Origin of the sequence: Viridibacillus sp. NPDC093762 (assembly GCF_050279675.1) — a bacterium.
Classification (GTDB): domain Bacteria; phylum Bacillota; class Bacilli; order Bacillales_A; family Planococcaceae; genus Viridibacillus.
Map to the genome: position 1 here is coordinate 224,175 of NZ_JBNNUK010000004.1, position 23,199 is coordinate 247,373.

24 protein-coding genes are annotated in these 23,199 nt (G+C 36.8%); 4 read left to right on the plus strand and 20 right to left on the minus strand.

All coding sequences use genetic code 11. The features are described from left to right. Window positions 1-155: 155 nt before the first annotated feature. A complete protein-coding gene (locus ACQKM9_RS08035) occupies window positions 156-1,298 on the plus strand; it encodes an FAD-dependent monooxygenase (RefSeq protein ID WP_427733857.1) in 1,143 nt (380 codons plus the stop codon). Window positions 1,299-1,351: 53 nt separating this feature from the next. On the opposite strand, the gene ACQKM9_RS08040 is transcribed toward ACQKM9_RS08035, so the two are convergent. The 9 genes from ACQKM9_RS08040 to ACQKM9_RS08080 form a co-directional block, all read right to left on the minus strand. After that, the gene (locus ACQKM9_RS08040) at window positions 1,352-2,167 is read right to left on the minus strand and encodes a metallophosphoesterase (RefSeq protein WP_427733858.1); all 816 of its coding nucleotides are present in this window, start codon (window positions 2,165-2,167) and stop codon (window positions 1,352-1,354) included. Window positions 2,168-2,246: 79 nt separating this feature from the next. Then, entirely contained in the window at window positions 2,247-2,978 is a 732-nt protein-coding gene (locus tag ACQKM9_RS08045; RefSeq protein WP_427733859.1) for a hypothetical protein, read from the minus strand. After that, window positions 2,975-3,700, minus strand: a complete 726-nt coding sequence (locus tag ACQKM9_RS08050) for a hypothetical protein (RefSeq protein ID WP_427733860.1) — start codon at window positions 3,698-3,700, stop codon at window positions 2,975-2,977. Before ACQKM9_RS08050 ends, ACQKM9_RS08045 begins: the two co-directional genes overlap by 4 nt. Next, window positions 3,639-4,391 (minus strand): hypothetical protein, encoded by a 753-nt coding sequence (locus ACQKM9_RS08055; protein ID WP_427733861.1) that lies wholly within the window; start codon window positions 4,389-4,391, stop codon window positions 3,639-3,641. The genes ACQKM9_RS08050 and ACQKM9_RS08055 overlap by 62 nt, the downstream gene beginning before the upstream one ends. An 89-nt stretch (window positions 4,392-4,480) precedes the next feature. After that, window positions 4,481-5,215: a hypothetical protein gene (locus tag ACQKM9_RS08060; RefSeq protein ID WP_427733862.1), complete on the minus strand. Its 735-nt coding sequence runs from the start codon at window positions 5,213-5,215 to the stop codon at window positions 4,481-4,483. Beyond that, complete coding sequence (locus tag ACQKM9_RS08065) at window positions 5,199-6,098, minus strand: ATP-binding cassette domain-containing protein (protein WP_427733863.1); 900 nt, start codon at window positions 6,096-6,098, stop codon at window positions 5,199-5,201. The genes ACQKM9_RS08060 and ACQKM9_RS08065 overlap by 17 nt, the downstream gene beginning before the upstream one ends. Then, complete coding sequence (locus ACQKM9_RS08070) at window positions 6,098-6,478, minus strand: GntR family transcriptional regulator (RefSeq protein WP_427733864.1); 381 nt, start codon at window positions 6,476-6,478, stop codon at window positions 6,098-6,100. Before ACQKM9_RS08070 ends, ACQKM9_RS08065 begins: the two co-directional genes overlap by 1 nt. A 146-nt stretch (window positions 6,479-6,624) precedes the next feature. Then, window positions 6,625-7,299: an ankyrin repeat domain-containing protein gene (locus tag ACQKM9_RS08075; RefSeq protein ID WP_427733866.1), complete on the minus strand. Its 675-nt coding sequence runs from the start codon at window positions 7,297-7,299 to the stop codon at window positions 6,625-6,627. A gap of 40 nt (window positions 7,300-7,339) precedes the next feature. Continuing rightward, window positions 7,340-7,957, minus strand: coding sequence for an NAD(P)-dependent oxidoreductase (locus ACQKM9_RS08080; protein ID WP_427733867.1), 618 nt, complete (start codon window positions 7,955-7,957; stop codon window positions 7,340-7,342). Between the two features lie 206 nt (window positions 7,958-8,163). On the opposite strand from ACQKM9_RS08080, the gene ACQKM9_RS08085 reads away from it, so the two are divergent. Further along, a complete protein-coding gene (locus ACQKM9_RS08085; RefSeq protein WP_427733868.1) occupies window positions 8,164-8,523 on the plus strand; it encodes a YybH family protein in 360 nt (119 codons plus the stop codon). Between the two features lie 196 nt (window positions 8,524-8,719). Here ACQKM9_RS08085 and kdpC read toward each other — a convergent pair whose 3' ends face one another. From kdpC to kdpF, 4 genes are read right to left on the minus strand one after another with little or no spacing between them, the layout of a single operon-like run. Further along, a complete protein-coding gene (gene kdpC / locus ACQKM9_RS08090; RefSeq protein WP_427733869.1) occupies window positions 8,720-9,358 on the minus strand; it encodes a K(+)-transporting ATPase subunit C in 639 nt (212 codons plus the stop codon). Between the two features lie 10 nt (window positions 9,359-9,368). Beyond that, complete coding sequence (gene kdpB, locus ACQKM9_RS08095; protein WP_427733870.1) at window positions 9,369-11,435, minus strand: potassium-transporting ATPase subunit KdpB; 2,067 nt, start codon at window positions 11,433-11,435, stop codon at window positions 9,369-9,371. A 15-nt stretch (window positions 11,436-11,450) separates the two neighbouring features. Next, complete coding sequence (gene kdpA, locus ACQKM9_RS08100) at window positions 11,451-13,145, minus strand: potassium-transporting ATPase subunit KdpA (protein WP_427733871.1); 1,695 nt, start codon at window positions 13,143-13,145, stop codon at window positions 11,451-11,453. 23 nt (window positions 13,146-13,168) lie between these two features. Continuing rightward, entirely contained in the window at window positions 13,169-13,249 is an 81-nt protein-coding gene (kdpF, locus tag ACQKM9_RS08105; protein WP_427733912.1) for a K(+)-transporting ATPase subunit F, read from the minus strand. Window positions 13,250-13,513: 264 nt separating this feature from the next. Between kdpF and ACQKM9_RS08110 the strand changes: the two genes are divergently transcribed. Together ACQKM9_RS08110 and ACQKM9_RS08115 are read left to right on the plus strand one after the other, a co-directional pair. After that, window positions 13,514-16,225: a DUF4118 domain-containing protein gene (locus tag ACQKM9_RS08110; protein ID WP_427733872.1), complete on the plus strand. Its 2,712-nt coding sequence runs from the start codon at window positions 13,514-13,516 to the stop codon at window positions 16,223-16,225. Next, entirely contained in the window at window positions 16,218-16,919 is a 702-nt protein-coding gene (locus ACQKM9_RS08115; protein ID WP_427733873.1) for a response regulator transcription factor, read from the plus strand. The genes ACQKM9_RS08110 and ACQKM9_RS08115 overlap by 8 nt, the downstream gene beginning before the upstream one ends. Before the next feature lie 117 nt (window positions 16,920-17,036). Here ACQKM9_RS08115 and ACQKM9_RS08120 read toward each other — a convergent pair whose 3' ends face one another. Genes ACQKM9_RS08120 through ACQKM9_RS08150 form a run of 7 tightly spaced genes read right to left on the minus strand, consistent with a single transcriptional unit; the run spans window position 17,037 to window position 22,807 of the window. Further along, window positions 17,037-17,408, minus strand: coding sequence for a Na+/H+ antiporter subunit G (locus ACQKM9_RS08120; RefSeq protein ID WP_427733874.1), 372 nt, complete (start codon window positions 17,406-17,408; stop codon window positions 17,037-17,039). Continuing rightward, window positions 17,386-17,670 carry a Na(+)/H(+) antiporter subunit F1 gene (locus ACQKM9_RS08125; protein ID WP_427733875.1) on the minus strand — a complete coding sequence of 95 codons (285 nt, stop codon included), beginning with the start codon at window positions 17,668-17,670 and terminating at the stop codon, window positions 17,386-17,388. Before ACQKM9_RS08125 ends, ACQKM9_RS08120 begins: the two co-directional genes overlap by 23 nt. Next, window positions 17,670-18,152 carry a Na+/H+ antiporter subunit E gene (locus ACQKM9_RS08130; RefSeq protein WP_038180789.1) on the minus strand — a complete coding sequence of 161 codons (483 nt, stop codon included), beginning with the start codon at window positions 18,150-18,152 and terminating at the stop codon, window positions 17,670-17,672. Before ACQKM9_RS08130 ends, ACQKM9_RS08125 begins: the two co-directional genes overlap by 1 nt. A 21-nt stretch (window positions 18,153-18,173) precedes the next feature. After that, window positions 18,174-19,655 (minus strand): Na+/H+ antiporter subunit D, encoded by a 1,482-nt coding sequence (locus ACQKM9_RS08135; protein ID WP_427733876.1) that lies wholly within the window; start codon window positions 19,653-19,655, stop codon window positions 18,174-18,176. Beyond that, window positions 19,648-19,986: a Na(+)/H(+) antiporter subunit C gene (locus ACQKM9_RS08140; protein WP_427733877.1), complete on the minus strand. Its 339-nt coding sequence runs from the start codon at window positions 19,984-19,986 to the stop codon at window positions 19,648-19,650. Before ACQKM9_RS08140 ends, ACQKM9_RS08135 begins: the two co-directional genes overlap by 8 nt. 3 nt (window positions 19,987-19,989) lie before the next feature. Then, a complete protein-coding gene (locus ACQKM9_RS08145; protein WP_427733878.1) occupies window positions 19,990-20,412 on the minus strand; it encodes a Na(+)/H(+) antiporter subunit B in 423 nt (140 codons plus the stop codon). Continuing rightward, the gene (locus tag ACQKM9_RS08150) at window positions 20,402-22,807 is read right to left on the minus strand and encodes a Na+/H+ antiporter subunit A (RefSeq protein WP_427733879.1); all 2,406 of its coding nucleotides are present in this window, start codon (window positions 22,805-22,807) and stop codon (window positions 20,402-20,404) included. Before ACQKM9_RS08150 ends, ACQKM9_RS08145 begins: the two co-directional genes overlap by 11 nt. Window positions 22,808-23,199 lie beyond the last annotated feature (392 nt).

The window sequence follows — 23,199 nt, forward strand, 5'->3', positions numbered from 1 at the left end:
CATATAGCTACCGACTCCATCTGTATGAATATTTTAACAATTTAATGTAGATGCGACTAGTCCTATTTATGAAACGTAAGCATAATAGGTACAACTGTCTCTGTTATAACCTATAATCATAGTAAATAATTCTTTTCTGAAAGGTCTGAGAATAGTTGAAAATTGCAATAATTGGTGGCGGCATCGGTGGTTTATGTGCTGCAGTTGGTCTTCAAAAAAGAAAAATTGAAGTTGAAGTTTTCGAAGCCGCTTCTTCTTTCCAACCAATCGGTGCCGGTATTGGCATTGGTTCAAATGCCATGCAGGCACTAATGCAAATGGGTGTTGGAGAAAAGGTCTATACAAATGGGACGACTTTGACAACTCAAGTGTTTCAAAGTAGAACTGGAAAAACATTGAACACAATCGATTTTGGTGCTATTAAACGACTTTACGGACAGGAAAACATTACGATTCAACGGTCTGATCTACATAGTACTTTATTAGAAGCTTTAGTTGAAGGCACGGTAAAATATAGTAAGAAATGTGTAGACATTGTGTCTGAAGGTGCGCAAGTAACGGCTTTTTTTGAAGATGGGACATATGTGACAGCTGATTTGCTCATTGCGGCAGATGGCATTCACTCACCTATTCGGCAAAAACTTGTACCTGACTCTGCTCCGCGTTATGCCGGTTATATGTGCTGGCGTGGTGTAGCTGAAAACAAGGGGCGTGTTGATGAACATACATCTTGTGAAATATGGGCAACTTCTGGACGTTTTGGCTATGCCCCCTTGAAGAACGGACAAGTTTACTGGTTTGCCTGCGTCAATGCACACGAAAATGATGCTTTTTATCACACCTTAGGTCGGAAAGAAATCGCTCGTTTGTTTGAAAAATTCCCTGCTCACATTGCTGACCTCATACTAAATACAAAGCCAGATGATATTTTACACCATGATATAAAAGATATCCGTCCTCTAAAGAAGTTCGCATATGGACGTATCGTTTTGTTAGGAGATGCTGCACATGCTACAACGCCAAATATGGGCCAAGGTGCTGGGCAATCGATTGAGGATGCACTTGTTTTAACGACGGCTCTTGCTGAATTCACTGATTTTCAAGACGCTCTTCAACACTATGAAAATGAACGAGTAGCTCGTACAGCAAAAGTTATCTCACTTTCGCGCCAAATTGGTTGGAGCGCTCAACTTGGTTCCCCGATTTTAGCAAAGGCACGAGATATCGCCTTTCCATTTATACCGTCAAAGGCTTTACTGGGGAGATTAAAATTCCTATTTGATGTGAAGTTTAAATAATAAAATCGCTAAGTACTGAAATACTTTTCAGCACCTAGCGACCTTTTTTATTATTATATCGAATGTAATTCCACCACGACAATTTCAGGTAAATTTAATAAGCGAACAGGCATTAGACTATTACCAAGCCCCCGACTTATAACTTGAGTCATATGATTGACCTTAAATGTACCAGCTGTATATTTTGGAAAGAATCCTTGCTCTGGTGCGATGAGACCACCGACACCGGGCAAACGGAATTGTCCGCCATGTGCATGACCAGAAAATGTTATATCAATATCATTTTCAGCATATACTGTCATGTATTCAGGACGATGAGCTAGTAAAAGCTTAAAACTAGCCTCTGATTGATGGAGAAGTGCAGTATCTAGCATTGCTTGTGTATCTGTTCCAGCAAGTGGATCTTCAATACCTACAATTTGAATTACTTCTCCACCTTTTTCAAATGGCAAAGTCTTATTGGATAATACTTCGACGCCCAGTTCAGTGAGTGCTGCTTTAATTTCGGTTACTTTATTTACTGCAATTTCATGATTGCCTGTGACATAATAAACCGGTGCAATTTTCACAAAACCAGCGACTGCCTGCATGCTACCCTCTAAATCATAGCGGTTTCGGTCAATGACATCTCCTGTTAAAAAAATAGCATCTGGCTTTGCATCTAGAACCTTTTTAATAAGGCGACCCTGTTTATTGCCAAATGTAGTATCATGTAAATCAGAAACTTGAACGATGCGCATTCCATCGAAAGATTTTGGTAATTTCTTAGACTCTATTTTATACGTCGTTGTGACTAGCCATTTGTTGTTTACTATACAAAAAATCACAACAAGTACTAATCCGATAATAATACGTAAAATCCTCTTCAATGGGCATCGCTCGTTTCTTTAAGCTCTTTTTTCTTCATTACAATCATTACCATAACACTATCAACTGATTCACTAGACATCAATATTCAACTGGTGGGTACATTCTCAAACCATTTTCATCTATTACATTGATATATTTCGGAACTTTCAGAATGACATAAGTAGAGCCATCAGCACCGATATTTTCATCAAAATCAAATTCTTTAAAACCTCTGTTAGCAAATGGGAAAAGACCAATTTCATCTCTGAAAAGATTACCTTCATATTCATATGAATCAGGTTTTTTAAAATTTAATGTATGCTGATCTGACCAACTAATCACAGTTGGTTTTACTTTCTCTGAAAGGTCCATATTGTACAGGATACTACGTGTTTTATAAACTTTACCCTCAATTTGCTGTTTTCTTTCATCAGTCCAATGAACAATTACTTGTTCATTGATATATTCGTCAGGAGACACCTGTTTTAAGTACAGTTCTTTCCCCTTTATAGTATATGTCCATTTATCTACTAAATATTTTTCGTCTTCCTCTGTTAGCTTATTCGCTAAAGCATTTTGTTCGAAAACTTTATTTGTCTTGAGCTGTTTTTGTACATTTTCATTTGATAAATATAAAGAATTTGATGATGTAAGAGCTGGATATAAAGCTACAGATACAACGAGCAATGCAATATACATAACTATAATTAATTTCGTAAGACGTTTGGTTGACTGGAAATGTTTCGCTTTTTTAAAAATAAAACGAACTACTATAATCGTAATTAAAGAATAGATAACAAACGGCATAATTGTTATAAACCATAAACTCATGCTCCCTTCACCTCCATACGAGACCTGATGACATTTGCTACGAATAAGCAAAAAGTGATGATAACAATATTAAAAATGGCAAATGGCAAAAAGTTTGGATTTTGCTGGTAAAAATAATTAACGATGAACAAACTAAGTTTCGAACTATTATAACCAATAAAAAACGCGATAAATACTAAGATAAGAAGTCTCGAAATTTGTATTAGTGTTCCGATTAAATATCCGATAGATGCAATAACCATACTTACTATAAAAACAGCAACTGTATTGATGAAGAACACTTTCGGCTCATTAAAGATAGTTATACCTTCAACAAATTCTTTCTTAGTAAATACAATTAATATGGCGTATAAAAGATAATTCGATAACATAATTGTAAAAGTTAAAAATGCGTTCATATATATTAAAATAATAATGTCCGTTATGCTATCGATCTTCGGAGTTCTCATATAAGGCAATATTTCACGACGTGTTCCCTTTCGTGTTAATGTAACCGCCACATAGAATATCCAAAGTACAGAAAGCATAAAAATCCCATCAGGTGAATAAATGGTGAATTTTAACGAGAAGTTTTCTGAGCCCTTTCCCATCTGGCCAGAACCACTAAATGAGAAAAGTACCATTCCTATTATCTGTAATACAATTAAATAGACAAGCATGTCAGCATGAACATTTAGCTTCAACTTTAATTGATTCTTTATAGCCTTCGTCGTCAAAGACATTACAATTCCCCCTTCTTACAAGCTTATTTATAGATGCGTAGTCCTCGTCCGACCACACTTTTACATTTTTAGGGACAGTAATAAGTAAATAGTACGGACCTGCATATTCCCACTCATTTATCTTTACTGTTGATTTACTTTCCCAAATTCCATCTTTATTATTAAACGGGATTATGTCAGTCACATCACTCAATGCGACATACGACAACTTTTTGTTAGGTGGGTTTTTTACAACCAATGTTGTTGCATCTTCCCATGTTATTATTGGTTTGTTTAATATATCTACAATATTGATATTTACTGAATCAATATTTCTTAAATGTATTTCTTCGACAACATAATTTTTCCGGTATAATTTTCCGGTTATTTGATTACTTAATGCATCAGATTGTTGTACTATGATACCTACTTGAGAGCCTTCATCTGGATTCATCATCTTCAAATATATTTCTTTTTCTTTAATCTCATGGGACCATTCATTAACTAAAAATTTCTCATCAAATTCTGTAGCCCTATTCTCGAATAGTGCATTATACAGCAATTGATTTTCTAAACTTAACTTTTGTTGCATTTTATCTGTTAGTATTGTCACCTCTGTTTTTGGCAAAACAAGATAAATGATTGGTGCAATAATAAGAACAGTAGTATAAAACGCGATAAAAATTTTAAGTGGTCTTTGATTTAATCTCATATGTTTAGATATAGATTTTAAAAATACCACCCCTATAAAAATAATGAGAATTAGAAATAGGATTGGAAGTATGAACAAACTAAAGTTAGTCATCCCTTCACCTCCAAATTCCCCGCCAAAAATGTTGCTACTATAAAGCAAATAGAACTCAATATAATCATCACACCCATAAATGAGAACAGGCCAGATTCGGCAATCTTAAAAGTACCTTGTAGAATCTCTTGACCAAATGATGTAAACAACATTGAGAAGAATACAGCTACAATTAAAAACAACACTTTTTTAGACTTCTGAGCTACCATACCTAAAAAGTAGCCTACTGCAGCGAAACATAAAATGTAGAATATAAAGGCCACTAAATTTTCTATAAATACTTCTGGTGCATTGAACATATTTTCATCAGATAGCATATGATTATTCGATTTCAACAAGATTATTATTCTTACAACATAATTAGATAGCATTGCCGTAATACCCGCGTAAACTGCTAATACTCCTAATACAACCACGTCGCCTATACTGCTCATAATACGTGTCGTAATAAATGGCATTATATCTGCACGTTGATCATGGCGTGTCATAAGTGATCCTACATAAAACGCCCATAAATTAGATAAAAACAACAAAACAATTGGTGTATACATCTCAACATCGATATCAACAAAACCCGAGCCAGACGACATGCCAGATGGAGCTATAAGTGACATTAGTATGCCTACAATTTGCAACATGATTAAATATACAACCATCCCTAAATAAGCATGGAGTTTATATTTCACTTGAACCTGTAGCGTCTCTGCAATTGTTTTATTCGTTAAAGACATCGTCAATATCCCCCGTTCGTGAGATTGTTAAATACAAGCAAAGATCATTTGCAGATACAGGCGTAAATGAAATTCCTTCTTGCAGTAATTGCTGTTCATTGAACGTGCAATCCTGTGCTTTTAGAACGGTGTACATCTGATTGCCAACTACTTGCTTTTCATGTAACACTTCAACTCCAGCCGTCCACCTCTTTATTGCATCTGTTGGTCCTAGCAAACCTACTGCATACTCACGCAGCTCATCTAAAGATTTATGCAAAGCCACTTTTCCTTCATCAAGAAGTAAAATATCTTCAAGTAAATGCTCCATCTCATCAAGGAAGTGACTAGAAATAATTATCGTTCTTGGGTATGCCAGATAATCTTTTAATAATGCACGATAAACGTCCTTTCGTACCGCTTCATCCATACCATTGATCGGCTCATCGAACAATGTCACATCACATCGTGTTGCTAAACCAAATATAAAATTGAATGTATTTTTCATCCCTTTAGATAAATCAGAATGATAGGATTGTGGGTTTAAACTAAAGTATTGTAGTAAACGTGCTGCTAGCTCTGCATCCCACTTTCCATAAAATTCGGGTGCAAAGTTCAGAATATCTTGTAAATTAAATGAACCAGGGAATTGCATTTGATCATTGATGAGAATGCTATTTGCTGATACAAAGAGGTTATTGAATGGTGTTTTATCAAAGACTGTAACTGTGCCCGAAGTTTGCTTCGTAAAGCCAGCTAAAATACGCAACAATGTTGTTTTCCCCGTCCCATTGCGGCCAATTAGTCCGGTAATCTTCTCTCCTTCAATTTGGAAAGTAATATTTTGTAAGGCCATCTTTTTACGGAATTTCTTTTCTAAATTTTCGCATTGAATAACCGACATTATTTTCCCTCCTCTTTACAACTCGCCAGTTTTATTAAGGTGATTAACTCATCCTCTGATACCATGAGGCGCTTCGCTTCTAACACAATCTCTTGGATCATTAATATTAGTCGTTCATTACGTCGTTTTTCTAAAATCATTTTCTTCGCTTCTGCTGTTACAAACATGCCAAGCCCTCTCTTCTTGTACACTATTTGTTCTTCCAAAAGTAAGGTTAAGCCTTTACCAGCGGTTGCTGGATTGATGTTGAATAGTTCTGCCAACTGGTATTGAGAGTACACTTTATCATCCGTCTTTAAATGGTCCGCAATAATTTCATTTTCAAGCCACTCAGCAATTTGTACATAAATCGGCTTTGTGCCATCACTATTTAATTGCAAATCGAAGCCCTCCTTCCTTCAATGTTCATCAGTACATTACTGTTGTGATGTACTATACTGGATAATTTAGGTAAAGTAAATAGGTATTTGTAAAAACAAAAAAGACCCGTCATTATGACGAGTCTTACTTAATTGAAATAAATATATTAATATCGAGCTTTTCTCAACTGTTTTTCAATCTCTTTGTAGCCAAGCTTTTCTGCATGCTCAAGTGGTGTGACACCATCTCTATCAGCAAGGTTTGGATTAGCTCCATGCTCTAACAAGATACGCACAGTTTCTTGCTGCTTTTTACCGCCATCGCCTAAGATGATTGCTTCTAATAATGCCGTCCACCCTAGGTTATTAATATGATTCACATCACTATTTGTTTCTGTTAATAAAAATTTCACAGCATCAACATAGCCATGCTCAGAAGCTGGAATTAAAGCAATACCACCATAGCGATTTGTAATTTTAGGGTCTGCATCGGCTCTTGCAGTTAGCTTTAATATGTCCAAGTAACCTTCTGCTCCTGCATATAAAAATGGCGAGTTTTGCATATCATCTTGAATATTTACATCGGCTCCTGCTTGAATTAGAAATTTCGCCGATTTCACGTCGTTATTATATGTCGCAATCATAAGTGCCGTGCGTCCTTTACCATCTTGTGCATTAATATCTTGTTCAGATTTCAGCGCTTTTTTTACAGCATTGCTATCTTGTTTCTCAACAGCTTCAAATAATGACATCTGTACCCCTACTTTCTTAACTGTCACATAACCTGCAAATGCTAAACCTAATGATACAGCCGCAAAAATTGCTTTATTACGCATTCCCATATGACTTCACCATTCCTCTTTGTGAAACTACTTTTCCAAATTAGTATGCCAAACCGACACGTGCGTGTTTAAATTCATTTTGGAATAATTCCTGATAAACGAAGTGAGCGGTGTCACCTACTGTAATTTTCTCACCGTTTAGTGGTAGCCTATTTCTTTCTGTACGATATACACCAATAGCTGATCCATCAGGTAAATAGGTTGGACAAGCAATTGTCCAATCTAAATCCGATGCTTCTAATGCACGGAATGCTTTCGCATGTTCTTCTGCCGCAAAAGTAAGCTTTCGTTTGGATTCAGATGATTGGAAGCGTAGTTTTCCTCTTTCAGCGCGGCTATCTAAAATGCCAGCTGTACCGATTGTGACGATTCTTTTTACATTTAGTTGCTCCATCGCCCTAATAATATTTGGGATGCCTTCTGACAATGTTGTCGTTTTGTCAGTACCAATTGCACTTATTACTGCATCTGCCTGCTTCATAGCTTGGACCGTATCTTCAAAATTTTTAACATCACCTTTCATCTTTTGGAGATTTGGATGTGCTGGCAATTTTTCTAGTGAACGTACGAGTACCTTAACTTCATGCCCTTCAGCTAAGGCACATTGTAATACTTCATTTCCTACGCGTCCGGTTGCACCGAAGATTGTGATTTTCATTTGGTGATGCTCCTTTATTGTTCTAGTTATTGGTGATTTATGAAGTGGTTTATATATTTTTTCATCGTCTTCTTTATAGTTTAGCATTGTTTGTTTTATAGGAAATAATAGAATGTCCTATGGAATGAGGAATTTTATTTGTGGAAATTAGACAAGAGATTTAGGGATTAGTATACTATTTTTAACAATCGATTAGGAGGGTTACGATGAGAATTTTAGATAGTTATATTAAAGCAACAAATACGCACGATTTTATGCAAGTAAAAAAATTGTTGCATCCTAAAGCTATATATTTTTTCTCAGATCAGACTTGCACATGTCACGAAGAAATCCAAAAATACTTTGAAAAGACTTGGTCAATAGTAAAGAATGAAAATTATGAAGCACATGATGTTGAATGGCTAGACCAAAAAGAAAGCTCGGCAACTTGTATTTATACATATTTCTATGAGGGATATATTAATGATGAATATATATGTGGAAAAGGAAGAGCTACTAATATTTTTGTGAAAGAGTCGGATAAATGGCTTCTCATTCATGAGCATTTAAGCCCTATATCAAAGTAATCTTGATAAGAAAGTAAATACCCCAATATTTATATCGAGATATTTATTTTCGATTTCATTTTTATTTTTTTAAATCTTTCTTTAAATAGTAATGCTCATAATCTCTGCCAACAAAAAAATTAGCCATCGAGCGCCGATAAGATACGGTAACTAAATGGCCATTTCACCTTCTTTATCACAACTAATATTTCCCTAATTATTTTACTTTCATTTTTTTATAAATATCTAAATTTGCGCTAAGGACGTTAACTTTATCCTCTCCAAAAACATTAAATATACGACTATCAGTGTTTGTTTTTACAATATCATTCACTTCAGATTCAGAGAGACCGCTTGCTTGTGCTATGCGTTTTATTTGAATTTTTGCAGACTCTACACTGATATGTGGGTCAAGACCAGATCCAGATGCCGTAACTAAATCAGTTGGAATTTGTTCACGTTGTACCCCTGGGTTTGCTTTTAAAAATGTTTCAATATCTGTTTCAATTCTTTTTTTCAGCTCAGGATTAGACGGTGCATAGTTAAAGGTACCTGAACTGACACCATTATAATTTGTCTCTCCCTTAGCATCTGGTACAAGATCTTCTTTCGTATAAACGTTGTAATTGATAGCTGAAACACGCCCCCAGAAAAATTCAGGTGAAGTAAACGCCTGCCCCAATTTATCCGATCCTATCTTTTTACCATCCATCTCAATTAAACTACCGTTTGCCTCATGATTGAATAATACTTGTGCCATCCCAGTGACAGCGAATGGATAAAGTAAGCCACACAATACAAACATTAATAAAGTAATCTTCAGCGCTTGTTTAGAATCGCTAAAAAATGCTCTCATGTTATCCCTCCTATAAACCCATTAAATTCAATATTGGTCCACTCATTAAATCGATTAGTTTAATACCTATAAAGGGGACGATAATGCCTCCTAGCCCATAAACTAATAAGTTTCTTCTCAATAATTTCGAGGCACTCATTGGCTCATACTTCACTCCCCTCATTGCTATTGGGATTAAAAGAGGTATGATAACAGCGTTAAAGATTAGTGCTGAAATAATGGCACTTGTTGGTGAATTTAATTGCATGATATTTAGAGCACTCATTTCTGGTACTGCGACCATTAACATAGCAGGTATGATGGCAAAGTATTTTGCTACGTCATTTGCAATACTGAACGTCGTTAATGCGCCTCTAGTCATGAGTAATTGCTTCCCTATTTCTACAACTTCAATAATTTTCGTAGGATTAGAATCTAGATCAACCATATTTGCTGCTTCTTTCGCAGCGTTCGTTCCTGAGTTCATAGCTAACCCCACATTTGCTTGCGCCAAAGCGGGCGCATCGTTCGTGCCATCACCTGTCATAGCGACAATCTTTCCTTGAGATTGTTCATCCTTAATCACCTTGATTTTATCTTCAGGTTTGCTTTCAGCGATAAAGCTATCTACTCCAGATTCTTTTGCTATTGTAGCGGCAGTGAGTGGATTGTCACCTGTACACATGATGGTTTTGATTCCCATTGAACGAAGTTTTTCAAAACGCTCTTTTAAACCAGGTTTTACGATATCTTTAAGATATATAACGCCAAGAATCTTTTCATTCTCCATTACTACTAATGGTGTACCACCTAAAGATGATACTTGATGAACTAGACTTTCAAAATCCTTCGGTACATCATGACCAGCATTTACGCTCTTATTTTTAATAGCATCATACGCACCTTTACGTATTTTCGTCCCATCCTTCATATCTAGACCACTCATGCGGGTATATGCTGAAAATGCAATATGTTCGCTCGTATCAATGACCATCTTTTCATCTGCAATATCCACATCTAGTTGACATGCAAGAGCTAAAATGGATTTCCCTTCAGGTGTATCATCTGTCAATGAACTTAACCATGCAGCACGTATTAATTCTTTCTTTCCAACACCTTGGATAGGTAAAAATTCGGATGCAAAACGATTTCCATAAGTGATAGTACCTGTTTTATCTAAAATCAATGTATCCACGTCACCGCATGATTCCACAGCTTTCCCTGACATAGCAATCACATTGAACTGTGTTACACGATCCATTCCTGCGATTCCAATTGCCGATAACAATCCTCCGATTGTTGTTGGGATTAAACAGACGATCAAAGCAACAAGTGTCGCGATTGGAATATGCACTTGTAGATAAGTAGTCAAAGGATAAAGCGTAACAACAACTAATAAAAAGATAATCGTTAAACTGACTAATAACGTATTTAGGGCAATTTCATTCGGTGTTTTTTTTCGACTAGCACCTTCAATAAGAGCAATCATTTTATCTAAGAAAGATTCGCCAGGAAGTGAGGTGATTTCTATTTTCAGCCAATCACTCGTCACCGTTGTTCCACCTGTAACAGATGAAAAGTCTCCTCCTCTTTCTTTCACAACGGGTGCTGACTCACCAGTGATTGCCGATTCATCAACGGTAGCAATTCCATCAATTACTTCCCCATCATTTGGGATAACTTCTCCTGCCTGAACTAAGACAATATCACCTTTCTTAAGTTCATCAGCTTGTTTTTTGACCTGCGTTCCATCAGCCAGTAAAACACGCGCCTCTGTCACTGTTTTTGTTTTCTTAAGCGACTGAACTTGCGCTTTTCCACGCCCTTCTGCAATGGATTCAGCGAAATTCGCAAATAAGATTGTAATGAACAAGATGAAAGCTACTATTGCATTATAAAGACGGGCCGAATCCTCTGTGACATCACCCATCATATTCGGGAAAATTGTTAACAAAATGACAAAAACAAAACCTACTTCAACTACGAACATGACCGGATTTTTCATCATATATAAAGGATTTAATTTTTTAAATGCTCCTAATATAGAGCTCTTCATAATATCACGATTTATAAAACTCTTTTTCGTTACGGTTTCCATTTATGTCTCTCCTCATTAAGAACGTATTTGTAAATGTTCTGTAATTGGACCTAATGCTAAGGCTGGCAGGAAGGTCAATGCACCAATCATCAAGACAATAGCAATAAGCAAGAATGTGAACATCGCATTATCTGTTTTCAAAGTCCCAACCGAATCACTATGCCATAACTTTTTCGCTAATAGTGATGCAATGGCTAATTGAATAATGATAGATAGATAGCGTCCAAAAAACATAGCAAAACCGGTAGTCATATTCCAAAAAGGCGAGTTATCGGCTAATCCTTCAAAACCGGAACCATTATTTGCAGAGGCTGATGCAAATTCATATAAAACTTGTGATAAACCATGTGCTCCCGGGTTTGTAATTCCTGCAATACCCGCTGTTGTCGCTACAGCAAGAGCTGAGAATAACAATATAATAGCAGGATGTATTAAAATACAAAGTGCAATTAATTTCATTTCTTTCTCTTCAATTTTTTTACCCAAAAATTGTGGCGTACGTCCAATCATTAAACACGCAATGAAAATAGTTAACATGACATACATCATCATGTTCATTAATCCGACACCTTTACCCCCAAACACGACATTCAGCATCATGTTAAACATCGGCACCATACCACCAAGCGGTGTTAAAGAATCATGCATATTATTTACTGAGCCTGTCGTAAAGGCCGTCGTTACCACTGTAAATAACACAGATTGGGGTATACCAAAGCGCATTTCCTTTCCTTCCATACTACCTATATCCTGAGAGATACCTAGATTATTAATAATGGGGTTACCTGCACTTTCTGCTATGTAACAAGTAACTAAGCCTAGGAGAAGAAGAATACCCATAGCTGCAAAAATAACCAAGCCTTGTTTGCCAAACAGCGTTTTCTTACGTCGATTTGCAACCATTAAACCGAATGTCACAACGCAAGCACCAGGCAATAACATCATAGATAGCATTTCCACAATGTTTGAAATGACTGTTGGATTTTCAAATGGTGTGGTCGAATTAGCCCCGTTAAAACCACCACCATTTGTACCTATGTGTTTAATCGATTCAAGCGATGCAATAGGGCCAAGTGCAATATCCTGCATTTTCCCTTCTATTGTCTGAACTGTCTCGTTACCCTTTAAAGTTTGTGGCGAACCTTGGGCTACTAAAATCAACGCCACGATAAATGCAAGAGGTATTAATAAGCGTGTTATCACACGTACAAAATCCACAAAGAAGTTTCCGATTGTATCCGATTTTGCTACCAATCTACGACAAAATGCCATGCATGCAACATAACCTGTAGCAGCAGATGTGAACATCATAAATGTGATGACAAGCATCTGAGCCAAATAGCTTAACCCTGATTCTCCGCTATAGTGTTGCAAATTTGTGTTTGTCATAAATGAAATAATTGTATTGAATGATAACGTGGCTTCCATGTTATCGATGTCATTTGGATTAAGAAATAAAGTCGACTGAATCCGTAATATGAAATAGCCCATGAATACCATAATAGCGTTTGATAGAATGAGCGCTATTACATATTGTTTACCGGTCATATCAACTTGCTTGATTCCACAAAATTTATAGATAATGTTATCCACTCGATTCATTACCGGATCAAGCCATGTCTTTTGATGCATCGTCACATGATACAAATAATGACCTGCTACAATGACAAGCGGTAAATAAATGACTAGCACTAAGGCAATTTGCCACATATTTATTTCCCCCTATAGATTTATTAATATTTTTCTGGATAGAGCAATGCGTAACCTAAATAACCAAACAACGAAACAATAATGATGCCTATTACAATCCACATAATGAGACCTCCTTAATTATCTACTTGCTTGTAACACCAAGCCGTTAGCCAATAAAGACTAGCAAAACTTAGAATTAATACAATGACTATGTATAAATCCATCAAGCCAATCACTCCTTCTATTGATTTCATGGATAATCATAATGCAGTTAAAATTAATGTAGTGTTAGAAAAAGAGTTAATTGTATTAAAATGACATTAAGATTCAATCTTAATACTGTCTTAATGCTAGTAGAGGCTATAATAAGAAGGAGGTGAAGATTGATGGAATACATGCGCCCTAATCCCGATGCTATTTTAGCTAAGGTAAAAAGAAAGGAATCAAAAGAAGCATCGGGGAGCCTGAAGATATTTCTTGGGTATGCCGCTGGAGTAGGTAAAACGTATTCAATGCTCGATACTGCTCATCAAGTAAAAAAGCTAGGATTGGATGTAGTGGTTGGCTATGTTGAACCACATCCCCGCCCAGAAACAGCTGCTTTGCTCGACGGACTTGAGATAATCCCCACTAAAACAATTAACTATAAAGGAAAGATATTTGAAGAACTGGATATAGATGCAGTGCTTGAACGTCAACCTGATCTTGTACTGATTGATGAACTAGCGCATACAAATGTACCAACAATGCGCCACTTAAAACGATTCGGTGATGTTCAAGAATTATTAGCAAAAGGAATTCATGTTTATACAACTGTTAATATTCAACATATTGAGAGTCTCCATGATTTGGTTGAAGAAATTACGGGTGTAAAAGTAAATGAACGTATTCCAGATTATCTGATTGATAATGCAACACAAATTAAACTCGTAGATATTGAGCCTGATGATTTAATTCAAAGATTAAAAGAAGGCAAAATTTATCACACTCAACAGGCTGAAAAAGCCATGCAACATTTTTTTCAAAAAGCTAACTTAATAGCACTCCGTGAAATAGCTTTGCGTAGGACTGCCGATACAATTGATTATCAGAAAACGCAGGAAAGCTGTTCACTGTTCCATACTTCTCAAATTGAGGAACATATTTTGGTAGGTATCAGCAGTTCACCTACAAATGCGAAAGTAATCCGAACTGCAGCAAGACTTGCTCAAGCCTTACACGGGAAATTTACTGCACTTTATGTACATAACAAAGATATGAAGGATGAAAACGAGGCTAATTCAGAGAGGTTACAACAGCATATTAAACTAACGGAGCAACTTGGAGGTCATATAGTGACTGTACAAGAAGATGATGTTGCTGCTGCGCTCGCCAATTATGCTCAAATGAGTGGTGTTACAAAACTCGTTATCGGTAGAACAACTACAAAAAAACAGTGGTGGAGACCTAATTCTAAAATTGGCGATCGGCTCAACGAATTTGCGCCTAATTTAGCCATGTATATCGTACCTGACCAAGAAAACGAATCATTGCGTTTCCCAGATGTACGACCACAACTAAAATTTAATTGGTATGACTTACTAAAAATGCTATTAGTTTTTAGCTTGGCATCCTTAATTGGTTTGTTCTTTGCAAGAATAGGCGTAAGTGAAGCTAATATCATAACGATATACATTTTAGGTGTGTTAATACTTGCCATTTGGTCAACGAGTTGGGTGTTTAGCATAATTAGTTCATTGGTGGCCGTTCTTAATTTCAATTTTATATTCACTGAACCACGGTTCTCATTTGAAGCATACAACAGAGATTATCCCATGACATTTTTGATCATGTTCATCTCTGGGATAATCACAAGCAGTTTGACTAGAAAAGTAAAAAAACAAGCTATCGGTGCCGTACAGAAATCTTACCGAATGGAGGTTTTACTTGAGACTAACCGTAAGCTACAACAAGCAAAATCGTTAGAAGAAATTGTCACTGAAGGTATGTCACAGGTTGTTAAGCTTGTTGAAAAGCCAGCTATGTTTTTTGAGATAAACAATCAACAGATTATGAAAACATCATTTTTCCTTACGGATGTGATGACTAATTCGAAAAACAAAGAGTTGGAAAATCTATTTAATAATAGAAACGAGCGTGCTGTGGTGGCATGGGTTGCCAATAATAAGCAAGTAGCCGGTGTATCTACTGATACGTTTCCTGGAGCAAGTGCTTACTATTTACCAGTTCTTTCTGGTGATGACGTCAAAGGAGTAATTGGTATTATGTTGTCGAAAGAAACACCACTACCTGCCTTTGAACGACATATTCTGCATGCGATTATGAATGATTTTTCGTTCGCGATTGATAAATGGTACTTACAAAAATCCAATGAACAAGTAACACGAGAGGCCGAACTTGAACAAATGCGAGCAAACTTTTTACGTGCCATCTCCCATGATTTAAGGACGCCACTTACGAGTATTTCAGGTAATGCCGATATATTATTGACCAAAAGCGGCCAAATTGACGATATGCAAAAAAAACAGCTATACCAAGATATTTACAGCAACTCAAAATGGCTTGTACAAATGGTGGAGAATTTGCTTGCTGTTTCAAAGCTAGATGATGGGCAACTTGCGATTGAGATGCGACCAGAACTTGTTGAAGATATTATACAAGAGGCACTAATGCATGTAGTTCGTAATGAACATACACATCAAATTCATTATCATGTCGAACCAGACTTGTTGTTCGCTGTGATGGATGCTCGACTTATCATTCAAGTGATTATCAATATTATTGATAATGCACTGACGTATACTCCAGCAGGAAGTGAGATTATCTTATCTGCAAAGGCGAAGGGAAACTATGTGCATATAAGTATTAGCGATAATGGACCTGGCATTGATGATGCTCTAAAAACACGACTATTTGAGCCATTTACAATAGGAAAAAATTATCGTAGTGATAGCCGACGAGGTCTAGGACTCGGCTTAGCACTATGCCAAACCATCTTAAGAGTACACGATAGTAAATTAACTGTTTCAGACAATGAACCAAAAGGTACCGTTTTTAGTTTTGTACTTCATAAAGGAGTTGTCAATGTCGATGAATAAACGGATTCTTGTTATTGAAGATGATAAAGCTATTGGAAATTTGATTAAAATGACATTGAGTACGCAAGGCTATGAATACGATATTGCTATTGATGGTAAATCAGCATTGCAAAAGGTACTTTCAATACCACCAGATGTAATTATTCTAGATCTTGGCCTACCAGATATGGATGGCATTGAAGTGATTAATAAAATTCGTGGATGGTCCCAAACTCCAATTATTATTGTCAGCGCACGAGGCGAGGAGCATGATAAAATTCACGCTCTCGATGCAGGGGCAGATGATTATGTAACAAAACCATTTAGCGTAGATGAACTACTGGCTCGAATTCGGGTAGCACTTAGAAGAGTAAAAAAAGACAGTCTTCTAGATATGGAGCTTCCCATATTTATTAATGGCAATCTGAAAATTGACTATTTAGCGAACACCGTATTTATTCGTGGAGAAGAAGTACATCTTACACCAATAGAGTATAAATTATTGGCTGTATTGGCAAAACATGTTGGAAAAGTATTGACCCACAATTTTCTATTGAAAGAAGTTTGGCAACAAGTATTACCATCTGATGTACCTAGTTTACGTGTTTTCATGGCAACTTTACGTAAGAAAATTGAAGAAAATCCAGCAAACCCAAAGTATATTCAAACTCATGTACGTGTAGGATACCGAATGCTTAGATATGAGGACGAATAATGTAGAGAAAACATTTAATCTATAGGCTAAGTTTTAGCATCTAATGCATTAAAAAGGCTATCTGATTAAGTAAATTTACTTAATCAGATAGCCTTCGCTACCTAGAAAACTCAATTACTAACTTCCCCTATTGCGCCCTTCAGGGAACAAGACCTCCTCAAGTTCATCATCACCCGAAGACTCCGATAACTCAACACCTGAGCGATACGCAGCACGAGTGATTAAATGTCCTGCTACAGGAGCTGTTAAAAACACAAATACAATCCCTAGTATTAAACGAACACTTATATAGCCTTCATGCGCCCAAAAGTATAAGAACGCGCCAAGAAGCGATAGTAGTACAGCTAATGTTGAACTCTTCGTGGCTGCATGTGAACGAGTATACACATCTGGCAAGCGAAGCAAACCAAATGCGCTAATTAAACTCATCAGACTACCACCTAAGATCAATAACACACCTGCCCACTCAATGATTGGATTTACGTTCAACTATAGTACCCCTCTCTAGATATTTTGAAAATGCAATCGTCCCAATGAACGATAGAATCCCCAAAATCAAAATAACCTCTAGAAACGCCTTCGTCTTTAATACAATTGAAATAATCGCTATCATCGAAAGCAAATTAACACCAATCATATCAAGACCTACTACGCGATCTGGCATTGAAGGACCACGTAAAACTCTGTAAAACGCAACCATAATCGTCAATGCAAATAATGTTAGTGAAATGAGTAATATCGTCTCCTTCATTAGCGTGTCACCTCCATAATAGCTTTCTCAAAGTTACCAATTGAACGTAGTACATCTGCTTTTGACTTCTCCAAATCCATCGCATGAATGTAGAAAAGATCCCCTTCTGGCGATATTTCCATCACAACCGAACCAGGTGTCAGCGTTAATAAAATTGAAAGAGTCGTAATTTCCAAATCACCATTTAAGGCTGTTTTATATGTGAAAATCCCAGGCTTTATCTTCAACTTCGGACTACAAATCTGCTTCAAAACAAGCTCGCTAGATAATAACAGTTCCCATATAAAAAGAAACAGCAATTTAATGAGTGCAAACAATCTTTTTAAGTAAAACTGAGTTCCAAAAAAGCGATGCATCAAATACAATATTCCGATCCCAACAACAAATCCCGTCATAAATGTGGAGAAATACGGGGCATCTTCATCTTTCAATAACATCCATAGCACCGCGATAAATATATTCAATAAAAACTGTGCGGGCATCACGTCTCACCTCTTTCCTTCTTATTTTCCGCCGATCACTGCATCAATATAAATTGATGGGTTAGCTAAAGTGTTTGCCGCATCACTTACATAACTGGACAACCCCTCTGCTCCAAAGCCTAGTGCAATCGTACAAATTGCAAATAATACAATTGGAGTAAGCATTCTTTTCGGCAAAGGCGTTTCATCTTCAATACTTATAATTGTTTCGCCAAAAATAGCATTTAAGAAGATACGTAATAAAGAATACAACACAACAACACTCGATATAAATGCCAGTGCTAATAATACGTAAGAACCTGTCTCAATCAGTCCTTGTCCAATAAGTACCTTTCCTACAAAGCCGCTAAGAGGTGGAATTCCAGCAAGTGATATCATTACAACAAAGAACATCCAACCAAAAACAGGGTAATTTCTTATCAAACCACTCATCTTGTCAAAGCGCTTCTCTCCAGTTAAATAAATCATCGTACCAGCCAGTAAGAACAGCATAGCCTTCGCTATCATATCGTGCATTAAATAATAAATAGCTCCTTCAAAAGCGGCTTCTGTCGAAACGCTAAGCCCAATTAATACAAAGCCCACAGCAATCACAACATTATACGCAACGATTTGACGTATATCTTTATACGCTAAAGCCCCTAAACAACCAGCAATGATCGTCACCGCGGCCATAACTTTTATGAGCATATGCGTCACTTCTGGCTGATGGATGAAAATAAGTGTGAACATGCGGAACAAGGCATATATCCCAACCTTAGTTAGAAGAGCTCCAAACAAAGCTGCTATAGCAGTAGGCGGCACACTATATGAACCTGGCAACCAGAAGAATAAAAGTAGACCAGCTTTTAATGCGAAGACAACAAGAAAAAGTAACGCAATTGTCGTCAAAATAGGATCTTGCCCAGCTTCAGCAACCCGTTCTGCTAAATGTGCCATATTCAATGTTCCTAATGTACCGTATAAATAAGCAAGTGCTACTAAGAAAAACCATGAAGCCAAAACATTTATCAGTACATATTTCAATGACTCACGTAGCTGTGCCTTTTCCCCACCAAGCGTAATAAGCACGTACGATGCCAACAACATCACTTCAAAACAAACAAATAGGTTGAAAATATCACCTGTTAAAAACGACCCATTTATACCCGCTACTAGCAATAGCACGAACGGATAAAAAAACATATTTTCCCGCTTCTCACCAATAGACGAAAATGCATAAAGCAAACAAATGGCTGTCACAATACTCGTTGTTAATACAAGTAACACAGCAAATGAATCTGCAACAAACAAAATTCCGAACGGTGGCTTCCAACCACCAAAATCAAGTCGCATAATACCCGTCTCTTGAATTCTTCCAAGCATTATCACACTCACAACAGCAATTGCAACCATCGTCAACAGACTAATCACACGTTGTGTCTTTACATACGGACGTAAAAACACGAGTGTGATCCCAAGCATAATTGGTAAAATTAAAGGAATTACTACAATGTTATTCATTCTCTGGCCCTCGCAATCCTTCCAAGTCATCTGTTCCATTGGATTGATATGTGCGATACGCTAGTACCAAAACAAAAGCTGTCACAGCAAAGCTAATAACAATTGCTGTCAAAATTAATGCTTGTGGCAGAGCATCTGTATACGGAGCTTCAGCTTCTTTCAACAGCGGTACATTGCCCTTTTTTACGCCAGCAATTGTTAATATTAATAAATGCACTGCATGCGATAATACAGCAGTACCTAAAATCACTCGGATTAAATTTTTCGAGAGGATTAAATACGTAGCGACTGTGATTAGCACACCGATTAATAAAATCATTAATGTTTCCATCGTCTACCCATCCTCACTTATACTTAAAATTATGGTCACAACGACACCAATAACGGTCATTGCCACACCGGCTTCAAATAATACAACAGAGGCTAATTCCGTTTCACCAAAGATCGGTAATTTCAATTTCATAGCAGCCTGTGTCATAAAATCTTTGCCGAAAATGACTGAGGCAAAACCCGTCCCTGTCGCTATCAACACGCCCAGTGCCGCAACTAATTTAAAATCAAACGGCATGCCTTTATGAACTGTCTCAATATCTGAAGTTAAGTACATTAAAACAATTGCAGATGCAAGTACTAGCCCCCCGATAAAACCTCCACCTGGAGAATAATGCCCTGAGAAGAATAGATAAACGGACAATGTCAAAATGATAAAGACGACAATTTTTGTTACCGTCCGTAAAATTACATCATTAATTTTCATTGTCTGTATCCTCCTTTCTCGCCTTCAGTTTTATCAGTGTATAAACTCCTAAGCCGGCAATAAAGAGAACAACCACTTCAAGCATCGTATCAAAACCACGGAAATCACCTAAAATCGTATTAACGATATTGGCTCCGCCGGCTAGCTCGTATGCATTCTCAAAATATGAAGAAATTGAATCAAATTCATCATAGTACATAACAGCAAATGACATCACAACAACAAGCGCGCCTACTGCACCTGCAACTACTGCATTACTTATCTTCACTGATTTTGGAGAATCTTCTCGTTTCCATTCTGGTAAAAATGCAAAGCAAAGTAGAAATAACACTGTCGTCACGGACTCCACAATAAGCTGTGTCAAAGCAAGATCTGGTGCTCTGAAAATAACGAAGAAAATGGATACACCGAAGCCAATAACCCCGTTTAATAAAGTAGCCGTTAATCGTGACTTCACAAAAAGCATAGATATGCCAGCTAACAACATCACAATGATTAACATCAACTCATAAATCTCAACAGGAGCATCATTTGCACTACTATACGCAAATCCACCACTAAATAAGAAATAACCTCCAACTGCTACAATGAAAAACAAATAGATATAAAGTACATATTTCCTTAATGAACCCGTCATATAACTAGTTGTAACCTTATTTGAAACACGTTCTAGTCCCTCTAATAAATGCCTGAACAGCTCATTAAACGAAAAACGATATGGGAATAAACGATACACAGGTTTCCACGTTTTTAATTTCCTGTACAACATTGCCCCCACAATAACGACTCCAATCGTCATGAGTAATTCCGTATTAATACCATGCCAAGCATGTATTTTAGGCGTAAGTACATCAGCAGGAGCAAATCCAGGATAAATACTTGCCATTGCAGGCTTCAAAATGTATTGACCAAGAACATTTGGAAAAATGAATATTCCTACAACAAGCACACATAAAATAATTGGAGAGACAAGCATTCCTATTGGTGCCTCGTGAATAGGTTTACCCTCACTTTTCTCATAAGGTTTACCGAAGAATGTTTTGAAGATGATAATCATGCAATATACAAAGGTGAAAATACTCGCTACCCATGCTACAACTGGGAATAAAACCCCTACGCTACTAATTGAAAAGATATCAAGTTCTCGCATATGAACCGCTGCCCCAAAGAACATTTCTTTACTTAAGAATCCATTAAACGGTGGCATTCCAGCCATCGACAGACTACCGATTACTGCGACCGTAAATGTTAGAGGCATTAATGACATCAAGCCTCCAAGCCTTCGCACATCACGTGTACCTAGCTCGTGATCCACTATTCCAACCATCATAAATAATGCACCTTTAAAGGTTGAATGGTTTACTAAATGGAAAAGCGCGGCAAAAGTTGCCTGTGTATAAATAATAGTAGAGTCTGAATAACCCAGCTTAAAGGCGACTGAACCCATACCAAACAAACTCATAATAAGCCCTAATTGACTGACTGTTGAAAATGCGAGTAATGCTTTCAAATCCGTTTGTTTCACCGCATTAAACGAACCCCAGAACATCGTCACAAGTCCAGCAACAGTCACAAGCCAAAACCAAATTGCATCTCCACCGAAAATAGGCGTTAACCGTGCAACTAAGTATATTCCAGCCTTCACCATCGTAGCTGAATGTAGATATGCACTAACGGGCGTTGGTGCTTCCATCGCATCTGGCAACCATATATGGAATGGGAACTGTGCAGACTTTGTAAATGCTCCAAACAATATTAATATCATTGCGGGAATAAACAGCTGATGATCCGTGAATTGACTTACATTACGTATGATTTCATGCACACTATATGAACCGGTCATCATATGCAACATAATAAAACCAACAAGCATCGAAACGCCGCCAGTAACTGTGATGAGCATCGCTTTTTGCGCACCAGCACGCGAAGCTTTACGATGATGCCAAAACGCAATTAGCAGGAATGAAGACACACTTGTAAGCTCCCAAAAAGCGTACAATACCATCAAATTATCGGAAAATACGACACCAAGCATAGCGCCCATAAAAAGGAGTAAATAGCAGTAAAAGTGTTGAAGGGATTCTTTAGCAGATAAATAGAAAATGGAATATAAAATAACTAAGCTACCTACACCAGTGATAAGAAGTCCAAAAATCATACTTAGACCATCTAAATATGTTGTGAAATTTATATCTAAAGAAGGTATCCAGTTATACGTATGAGAATAAGTATTACCTTCCGCCACAAATGGAACTAAACGAACTAGCATTATAAAAATAATGACAGGTACAGCTAATACAAGCCAGCCTATATGTAGTTTTGTAAAACGCCTATATAGTATTGGAATAAGTATTGCCATCAAAAACGGTATTACAATTGCCAAATTTATTGTCAAAAGTCCAAACCCCCTTGTTGCAGTATTCTAAAACTATGTGAATTTAAATTGAAATGGTGAACCGATGGAAAAATACATACCATCAAATCAAGTGGCCAGACTAAGGCCCCTATAGTGCTTTATTAATGAAAGAATGCAGAATTAGAGGTAAAACAATACGTGGTAAAAAACTAGTATTACATCTATTTAATATATATCCATGAAGATTATGGTGATAATATATTTAAAAGGATATAGCGAGATTACCTGTAAATTATACAATATTTTCTCGTTCATTTCACTTTTATGCCACTCAAATTATCATAATAGACAAACCTAACACATTAAATAGTCATAAAATTGTTATTTTTCTTTGTCAAATTAATACAAAGAGGAATTTTAAATATTAATAA

Bases quoted from the DNA above. Each gene is read 5' to 3' on its own strand.
- ACQKM9_RS08045 (WP_427733859.1), bottom strand. From the start codon at position 2,978: ATGAGTTTATGGTTTATAACAATTATGCCGTTTGTTATCTATTCTTTA.
- ACQKM9_RS08140 (WP_427733877.1), bottom strand. From the start codon at position 19,986: ATGGAAACATTAATGATTTTATTAATCGGTGTGCTAATCACAGTCGCT.
- kdpA (WP_427733871.1), bottom strand. From the start codon at position 13,145: ATGTGGCAAATTGCCTTAGTGCTAGTCATTTATTTACCGCTTGTCATT.
- kdpC (WP_427733869.1), bottom strand. From the start codon at position 9,358: ATGAGAGCATTTTTTAGCGATTCTAAACAAGCGCTGAAGATTACTTTA.
- ACQKM9_RS08130 (WP_038180789.1), bottom strand. From the start codon at position 18,152: ATGCCCGCACAGTTTTTATTGAATATATTTATCGCGGTGCTATGGATG.
- ACQKM9_RS08145 (WP_427733878.1), bottom strand. From the start codon at position 20,412: ATGAAAATTAATGATGTAATTTTACGGACGGTAACAAAAATTGTCGTC.
- ACQKM9_RS08055 (WP_427733861.1), bottom strand. From the start codon at position 4,391: ATGAGATTAAATCAAAGACCACTTAAAATTTTTATCGCGTTTTATACT.
- kdpB (WP_427733870.1), bottom strand. From the start codon at position 11,435: ATGGAAACCGTAACGAAAAAGAGTTTTATAAATCGTGATATTATGAAG.
- ACQKM9_RS08125 (WP_427733875.1), bottom strand. From the start codon at position 17,670: ATGAAGGAGACGATATTACTCATTTCACTAACATTATTTGCATTGACG.
- ACQKM9_RS08110 (WP_427733872.1), top strand. From the start codon at position 13,514: ATGGAATACATGCGCCCTAATCCCGATGCTATTTTAGCTAAGGTAAAA.
- ACQKM9_RS08115 (WP_427733873.1), top strand. From the start codon at position 16,218: ATGAATAAACGGATTCTTGTTATTGAAGATGATAAAGCTATTGGAAAT.
- kdpF (WP_427733912.1), bottom strand. From the start codon at position 13,249: ATGTGGATTGTAATAGGCATCATTATTGTTTCGTTGTTTGGTTATTTA.
- ACQKM9_RS08080 (WP_427733867.1), bottom strand. From the start codon at position 7,957: ATGAAAATCACAATCTTCGGTGCAACCGGACGCGTAGGAAATGAAGTA.
- ACQKM9_RS08060 (WP_427733862.1), bottom strand. From the start codon at position 5,215: ATGTCTTTAACGAATAAAACAATTGCAGAGACGCTACAGGTTCAAGTG.
- ACQKM9_RS08135 (WP_427733876.1), bottom strand. From the start codon at position 19,655: ATGAATAACATTGTAGTAATTCCTTTAATTTTACCAATTATGCTTGGG.
- ACQKM9_RS08050 (WP_427733860.1), bottom strand. From the start codon at position 3,700: ATGTCTTTGACGACGAAGGCTATAAAGAATCAATTAAAGTTGAAGCTA.
- ACQKM9_RS08075 (WP_427733866.1), bottom strand. From the start codon at position 7,299: ATGGGAATGCGTAATAAAGCAATTTTTGCGGCTGTATCATTAGGTTTA.
- ACQKM9_RS08085 (WP_427733868.1), top strand. From the start codon at position 8,164: ATGAGAATTTTAGATAGTTATATTAAAGCAACAAATACGCACGATTTT.
- ACQKM9_RS08065 (WP_427733863.1), bottom strand. From the start codon at position 6,098: ATGTCGGTTATTCAATGCGAAAATTTAGAAAAGAAATTCCGTAAAAAG.